Origin of the sequence: Arthrobacter sp. TB 26, from assembly GCF_000427315.1 — a bacterium.
Classification (GTDB): domain Bacteria; phylum Actinomycetota; class Actinomycetes; order Actinomycetales; family Micrococcaceae; genus Arthrobacter.
The window spans coordinates 1-7,316 of record NZ_AUPJ01000358.1; the positions used below are offsets into that span (position 1 = coordinate 1).

General features: G+C 68.8%; 6 protein-coding genes. 4 read left to right on the forward strand and 2 right to left on the reverse strand.

Annotation, left to right across the window (positions count from 1 at the left end):
* From K789_RS0113870 to K789_RS0113885, 4 genes are all read left to right on the forward strand, one after another.
* A partial coding sequence (locus K789_RS0113870) for a uroporphyrinogen-III synthase (protein ID WP_024367276.1) occupies positions 1 to 1,012 on the forward strand: 1,012 nt, incomplete at its 5' end.
* Between the two features lie 149 nt (positions 1,013 to 1,161).
* Entirely contained in the window at positions 1,162 to 2,022 is an 861-nt protein-coding gene (locus tag K789_RS0113875; protein ID WP_024367277.1) for an FAD-dependent oxidoreductase, read from the forward strand.
* A gap of 87 nt (positions 2,023 to 2,109) precedes the next feature.
* Entirely contained in the window at positions 2,110 to 2,835 is a 726-nt protein-coding gene (gene deoC, locus K789_RS0113880; protein WP_024367278.1) for a deoxyribose-phosphate aldolase, read from the forward strand.
* Positions 2,836 to 2,898: 63 nt separating this feature from the next.
* Entirely contained in the window at positions 2,899 to 3,132 is a 234-nt protein-coding gene (locus K789_RS0113885; RefSeq protein WP_024367279.1) for a hypothetical protein, read from the forward strand.
* Between the two features lie 91 nt (positions 3,133 to 3,223).
* Here K789_RS0113885 and K789_RS0113890 read toward each other — a convergent pair whose 3' ends face one another.
* Entirely contained in the window at positions 3,224 to 4,054 is an 831-nt protein-coding gene (locus tag K789_RS0113890) for a metal-dependent hydrolase (RefSeq protein ID WP_051181052.1), read from the reverse strand.
* Between the two features lie 6 nt (positions 4,055 to 4,060).
* A partial coding sequence (gene mfd, locus K789_RS0113895) for a transcription-repair coupling factor (RefSeq protein ID WP_024367281.1) occupies positions 4,061 to 7,316 on the reverse strand: 3,256 nt, incomplete at its 5' end.

Here is a 7,316-nt window from a genome sequence, read left to right on the forward strand (position 1 = left end):
CGGCGCCGAGGTGCTGCATGCCCCGGCGCTGAAAATCGCCCCCGTGCAGGAGGACGTGAGCCTGATCGAGGACACCCGGGCCATCATCGCCGCCCGCCCTGAGCTGTGCATCGCCACCACCGCCTACGGCATGCGGCGCTGGTGCGAGGCCGCGGATACGTTCGGGATCGGCGAGCAGCTGCTGGAAACCCTCGGCGCCACCCGGATGTTCGTCCGCGGGCCCAAGGCCCGCGGTGCCGTCCGCGCGGCCGGGCTGGCCGACGTCGGGATCAGCAGCGACGAAACCACCGCCACGCTGGTGGACATGCTTCTGGCCGAGGGCGTGCGCGGCAAGACCGTGGCCGTGCAGCTGCACGGCTACACCGACGTCCGCCAGCTCGAACGCCTCCGGATGTCCGGCGCCACGGTCCTGACTGTCACCCCGTACCGCTGGGTCAAGCCCGACGGCGCGGACCGGCTGCCGCGGCTGATCGAGGCCGCCTGCAGCGGCAACCTGGACGTCCTGACCTTTACCAGCGCCCCCGCGGTGGATGCCATGTGGAGCACTGCGCACGAGATGGGCCTGTACAAGCAGCTCGTGGAGAGCCTCAAGACCACCGTGTCCACCGCCGTCGTCGGCCCGATCACGGCCCAGCCGCTCATCGACGCCGGACTGCAGCCGCTGGTCCCGGACCGGTTCCGGATGGGCGCCCTGATCCGGCTCGTGGTGGAACACCTTGCCCTCAACCACGTCCGCCGCCTGGACACCGTCTCTGGCCGGGTGGAACTCCGCGGCCGTTCGCTGCGGATCGACGGCGAGCCCATCGAACTGGCCCCCGCCCCGCTGCTGCTGCTGCGGGCGCTGATGGGCGCCGGCGGCGCGGTGCTGTCCCGCGAGTCGCTGTCCGAGCTGCTGGAACTCCGCGGTTCCGTACATGCCCTGGACATGACAGTCAGCAGGCTGCGCTCCGCCCTGCCGGACGGCCGGCTGGTGGAAACCGTGGTGAAGCGCGGCTACCGGATCCGCGTGTGACGCACGCCATTACCGGCCGGTAAACATTGGGAAACGGGCGGCGAAAATCCGGCAACACCGGGGAAACACGCCGGAAAGATCGCCCGCCTACGCTGGGTTCCATCAAGCAGTCAGGCCACACCACCGGCCACCAGCGAAAGGGCCTCACCATGTCCGCCACCTCCACCGTTTCAGCCGATTCCCAGGCCCGCCCGCGGATCGTCATCGCCGGAGCCGGCCCGGCCGCGCAGGCCCTCGTCCGCCAGCTCACCCGGACCCCGTTCGCCGGCGGCATCACCGTGCTCAGCAACCGTGATGACGCCCCCGAGGAGCTGCTGGAACTCGCCGCCCTCCCCCAGGTTTCCGTGCGCTTCGGCCAGCCGGCCAGCTACATCGACCCGGACAGCCGCTATGTCACGACGTCGGACGGCCTGGAATTCAGCTACGACCAGCTGGTCATCGCGACCGGATCCTCCCCTGCCGCCGCACCGCTGGCGGGGGAAGGCCGGTGCCTGAGCTACTCCACCATCGACGACGCGGCCCGGCTGGGCGAGGCCGTCAAAGCTGTCACGCGCGTCCTTGGCCGGCGGCCGCTGGGCATCCTGGTCGGCACCGGGACTGCCGCGGGCCAGGCCGAGGCAGTGCTGCGCGCCCGGGGCGTCCGCCCCATCCGCACCACGCAGCGGCCGGCCTCCGTCGTTCCCACCCTGGCCGGTTCCACGCTCCCGGCCGCCGGGATTGTGTTCGAGGACGGCTCCAGCATGGCCGGAGACCTGGTGGTCCTGGCCGAGGAACCGATTGCCCGCGACGCCCTCGCGGTCAGCGCCGGGCTGAAGACCGCCCGCCAGGGCGGAATCGTCATTGGCCGCGACTTCCGAACCTCCGTCCCGGGCATCTGGGCCATCGGGGACGCCGCCGTGTTCGACGGCGTCCGGCTGGGACTGCTTGTGGCCGCCTCCTCCGCTGCCTCCGTCTGCGCTTCCCAGCTGCTCCAGGCCGGCCTGGCGGAGCCCCTCGCGGAGGCTGCCTGAACCGTTGCTAGACCACTGGACAGACGCCCTCCGGAAGGAGGCCTGTTGTGGCAAGATGGACACCTGAGAAGCCACGAAGGGACCACCATGAGCAACGAAGCCGCCGCGACGGCCGGAATCGCCACCCCAGCAGCCGGGGAGGCTGGAACCATTGCCTCCTACATCGACCACACCCTGCTCAAGCCGGAGGCAAGCGAGGCCGAGGTCCTCAAGGTCTGTGCCGAAGCTGCCGAGTACCGGTTCAAGTCCGTGTGCGTCAACCCGGTCTGGGTCAAGACGGTCAAGAAGGCACTGAAGGGAACCGGGGTGCTGACGTGCTCCGTCGTCGGTTTCCCGCTGGGCGCAACCCCAAGCGACGTCAAGGCCTTTGAAGCCCGTGGCGCAGTGCTGGACGGTGCCGAGGAAGTGGACATGGTGATCAACATCGCCGCGGCCCGGGCCAACGACAAGGGAGCCCTGGTCGACGACATCCGGGCCGTCGCCGACGCCGTACACGAAGGCGGCGCGATCCTGAAGGTCATCATCGAAACGGCGTTGCTCAACGACGCCCAGAAGGTGCTCGCCTGCGAGGCGGCCGTGGAAGCGGGCGCCGATTTCGTGAAGACCTCCACCGGCTTCAATGGCGGCGGCGCCACCGCCGGGGACGTCGCGCTGATGCGCCGCACAGTCGGTCCTGACCTCGGCGTCAAGGCCTCGGGCGGGGTGCGTTCGCTCGCGGACGCACAGGCTATGATTGCTGCAGGTGCAACACGTATTGGCGCCAGCTCCGGCATCGCGATCGTCAAGGGTGAACAGGGTTCGTCCGCGTACTGACTGCTATCCGATAACAACCGGAGCCGCCACAGTATTGAGCCCCACGGGGCCGAGGAGGAACGAATGACCAGCAATACCGTCAAGACCCAGCAGACGCCGCAGAACGAGAACAGCCTCGGCTCCAGCCTCATCCTGTTCGTCCTGATGATGGTCCTCTTCGGCGCTTCCCTTTACTCGCTGAGCTTCCTGACGCTGGGCAACCCGTGGCCGATGGCCGCCTGCCTCGTCCTGTTCGCTGCGTCGTTCTGGGTCCCGCAGACGATCCTGGGCCGCTCGGATTCCGCGGGCGAAGTCTAGGGCACCACGTAACTTAAGCGACGGAAGCTCCGGATCTCCGGAGCTTCAGTCATTTAACCGGGTCCCTCGCCGCTGCGCCGTGGATCCGGCGCTATGCGGCGGCCAGCAGCCCGAACAGGCTCCGGACCAGCCCGGTCCCCAGCGCGACGGCGGCCGGCCAGTGCACCTCGGCCAGGGCCAGCGCCGCGCCGAACATGCCGATCATGGCGTAGGCACTGACAGGGATCAGCACAAACCATTCCCGCCGTGAGCCGGCGCGGCCCAGCAGCGGGATGGAGAACGCCCCGTTGGCCTTCCAGACGTTCTTGAGCAGCGGCAGTTTCCGCAGCAGCTTCGGCGGTTTGATCACCACCGGCCAAAGCAGCGGCACTCCCCCGGTGGTGATCATGTCCCCCACGATGTGCACCAGCACACCAGTCAGCATCGAGACCGGGAGCCACGTCCACTGGTGCGGCGCAAACCAGGTCACCAGCCCGGCCATGGTGAGGGCGAAGACCCAATTACTGATCCAGCCGTACTTCGGGAAGAGCTTCAGCGCCTTGGCTGCGATGTTGATCATGAACATGCACAGCAGGCCGGCGCCCACCGACAGCAGGCCCCAGTCAGTCTGCAGCTGGAGCTGCCCGGCCAGCGCGGCGAGCAGCACGAAGAACGCCGCGCCAAGCAGCGAATGCGTGCCCTGCCGGTGCCCGCCCGAGACGTTCTCGATGCCGACTGCGATCACGTTCGACAGCGGCGGCAGCGAGTGCGCCACCGTGCTGGAACGGTGGTCCCAGTCGCAGACCAGAGCAGTCCCCGCCGTCGCCATCCCGCCGATCACAATCCCGGTCGCGTCCAGCGGGTACCAGCCCAGCGCGTACGGGCCCGTTGACGCAACAGCCACCCACGCCGCGGCTCCCGACGCGGCGTGGTGTCCTCCCATCACCGGCTAACGCACCGTCGGTGAGACAGTCAGTGGGGCGTCGGAGAAGATGTTGCGGATGACGCCGTTGGCCCACTCGAGGATCTCGGCGTCCTGCAGGTCCCGGCCGCCGATCCGGGCGGTCTTCGGTTTCGGGATGAGCACCGCGTCCAGGGCGGGCTTGGACTGCGCGCCCGGGTACATCCTGGTGAGCCGCATGAGCTTGGACTCCGGCAGCTGCGCCGGAGAGAACTTGATGAAGTTGCCCTGCAGGGCGACGTCGCTGAGCCCGGCCTCGCGGGCGCCCACCCGGAAGCGGGCGACGTCGATCAGGTTCTTCGCGGGCAGCGGCAGCTCGCCGTAACGGTCCACGAGCTCGGCGAGGACCTCGTCGATCGCCTCGTAGGTGATCGCCCCGGCGAGCTTCCGGTACGCCTCGAGGCGCAGCCGTTCGCCCGGCACGTAGTCGTGCGGCAGGTGCGCGTTGACGGGAAGTTCGATCTTCATCTCCGCGGCCTTCTCCTCGGCCTCGCCGCGGTACTCCGCGACGGCCTCGCCCACGAGGCGGATGTAGAGGTCGAAGCCGACGCCCTGGATGTGGCCGGACTGCTCCCCGCCGAGCAGGTTGCCGGCGCCGCGGATTTCGAGGTCCTTCATGGCCAGCTGCATGCCGGCGCCGAGCTCGTTGTGGGTGGCGACGGCTTTGAGGCGCTCCAGCGCCACCTCGCCCAGCGGCTTTTCCGAGGGGTACAGGAAGTAGGCGTAGGCGCGTTCCCGGCCGCGGCCCACCCGTCCGCGCAGCTGGTGCAGCTGGGAGAGTCCGTACTTGTCCGCCCCGTCCACGATCAGCGTGTTGGCGTTGGAGATGTCCAGGCCGGTCTCGATGATGGTGGTGCAGACCAGCACGTCGAAGCGCTTCTCCCAGAAGTCCACGATGATCTGTTCCAGCCGGGACTCCGACATCTGCCCGTGCGCCACCTCCACCCGGGCCTCCGGGACGAGCTCGCGGATCTTCGCCGCGGTGCGGTCGATCGTGGACACCCTGTTATGCACGAAGAAAACCTGACCTTCGCGCATGAGCTCGCGGCGGATCGCCGCGGAGGTCTGCTTGTCCGTGTACGGGCCTACATAGGTCAGCACCGGGTGGCGCTCCTCCGGCGGGGTGGCCAGCGTGGAGGTCTCGCGGATGCCGGTCAACGACATTTCCAGGGTCCGGGGAATCGGGGTGGCGCTCATGGCCAGGACGTCGACATTGGTGCGCATCTTCTTGAGCGCCTCTTTGTGTTCCACGCCGAAGCGCTGCTCCTCGTCCACGATCACGAGGCCGAGGTCCTTGAACGCGAAGTCCTTGGACAGGAGCCGGTGGGTGCCAATCACGACGTCCACAGAACCGCCCTTGACCCCCTCGGCCGTCTCCTTGGCCTCCTTGCCGCTCTGGAAGCGGGACAGTGGTTTGACCACCAGCGGGAAGCCGGAGAACCGCTCGGTAAAGGTTTCATAGTGCTGCTGGGCGAGCAGCGTCGTCGGCACCAGCACTGCGACCTGCTTGCCGTCCTGGACGGCCTTGAACGCCGCCCGCACCGCGATCTCGGTCTTGCCGTAGCCGACGTCGCCGGAGATCAGCCGGTCCATCGGGATCTCCCGCTCCATGTCGGCCTTGACCTCATTGATGGTGGTCAGCTGGTCCGGCGTCTCCACGTAGGGGAAGGCCTCCTCGAGCTCGCGCTGCCACGGGGTGTCGGGGCCGAAGGCGTAGCCGCGGGAGGCCATCCGTGCCGAGTAGAGCCGGATCAGCTCACCGGCGATTTCCTTGACCGCCTTGCGGGCCCTGGACTTGGTGCTGGCCCAGTCCGCGCCGCCCATCTTGCTCAACGCCGGGGTATCACCGCCGACGTACCGGGTGACCTGGTCCAGCTGGTCGGTGGGCACAAAGAGCCGGTCGCCCTGGGCTCCGCGCTTGGACGGCGCGTATTCGAGGACCAGGTATTCGCGCACCCCGTCCCCGCCGCCTGCCACCTTGCGCTGAATGAGCTCCACGAACCGGCCGATGCCGTGCTGTTCGTGCACCACGGAGTCCCCGGCCACGAGCTGCAGCGGATCCACGGCGTTCCGCCGCTTGGACGGCATCCGGCGCATGTCCTTCGTGGAACCCGCGGAGGTACGGCCCAGCAGGTCAGCCTCGGTCAGGAGCGCCAGCTTGAGCGGATCCAGGACAAAACCGCGTCCGACGGCGGCTGTGGTCACCTCGATCAGACCGGCCTGGGGGTCGTCGTCGAGGGAGTCGACGCGGGCGCAGGGGATGTCGTTGTCGTGGAAGAGCTCCGCGAGCCGCTGGGCCGGGCCGGGACCTTCGGTGACGACGACAATCCGCCACTGCTCGCGCACATGGGAGCCGATGAATGCCATCATCTCGGCGACGTCGCCCTGGTAGCCGCGGGGTTCGCGGGCGTGCAGGTTGAGGACGTCGACGTCAGGCAGCAGCTCCTCGTCGGTGGCCAGCGAAGTGATCGACCACCAGGACACCTGGTGCGCAAGGGCCGCGGAGCGGGTTTCGGTGAGCGAGCGGAAGCTGGCCGAGTGCAGGGCCGCCGACGCTGCAGAGCTGAGATCCAGGGGTGCGGTGCCGCCGTCGGACGCCGTCGACCAGGCCGCCTCGAGGAATTCCTCGTTGGTGGCGGCGAGGTCGTGGGCGCGGGTCCGGACCTTTTCCGGTTCGATGACCACGGCCATCGAACCGGCCGGGAACTGGTCCAGGAACGGCACCATGGCGTCCACCAGCACCGGCGCCAGTGACTCCATGCCCTCGACGGCGATGCCGCCGGCGATCTTCTCCAGCATGTCCGCGGCGGCCGGCAGCTGGGATTTCAGCGTCGCGGCGCGGGACATCACGGAGGGTGTGATCAGGATTTCGCGGCACGGCGGGGCGTGCAGTTCGGTGGGGTGGTGCACCCCGGGCGCGCTCAGCGAGCGCTGGTCGGCGACGGCGAACCAGCGCATCTGGTCCACTTCATCGCCAAAGAACTCCACCCGAATGGGGTGGTCCTCGGTCGGGGGGAAGACATCGAGCATCCCCCCGCGGACGGCGAACTCTCCGCGCCGGGTCACCATGTCCACCCGGGCGTAGGCGGCGTCGGCGAGGCTCCGGACAACGTCGCTGAACGGGACCTCCTGGCCGACCTTCAAGGTGACCGGGACCAGCTCGCCGAGTCCGGCAACGATCGGCTGGACCACGGCGCGCACCGGGGCCACGACGACGCGGAGGGCGCCGCTAGCGGAAGTTTCG

What these genes read in the sequence shown, in the direction of transcription:
- K789_RS0113890 (WP_051181052.1), bottom strand. Translation starts at nt 4,054, where the DNA reads ATGGGAGGACACCACGCCGCGTCGGGAGCCGCGGCGTGGGTGGCTGTT.
- K789_RS0113885 (WP_024367279.1), top strand. Translation starts at nt 2,899, where the DNA reads ATGACCAGCAATACCGTCAAGACCCAGCAGACGCCGCAGAACGAGAAC.
- K789_RS0113875 (WP_024367277.1), top strand. Translation starts at nt 1,162, where the DNA reads ATGTCCGCCACCTCCACCGTTTCAGCCGATTCCCAGGCCCGCCCGCGG.
- deoC (WP_024367278.1), top strand. Translation starts at nt 2,110, where the DNA reads ATGAGCAACGAAGCCGCCGCGACGGCCGGAATCGCCACCCCAGCAGCC.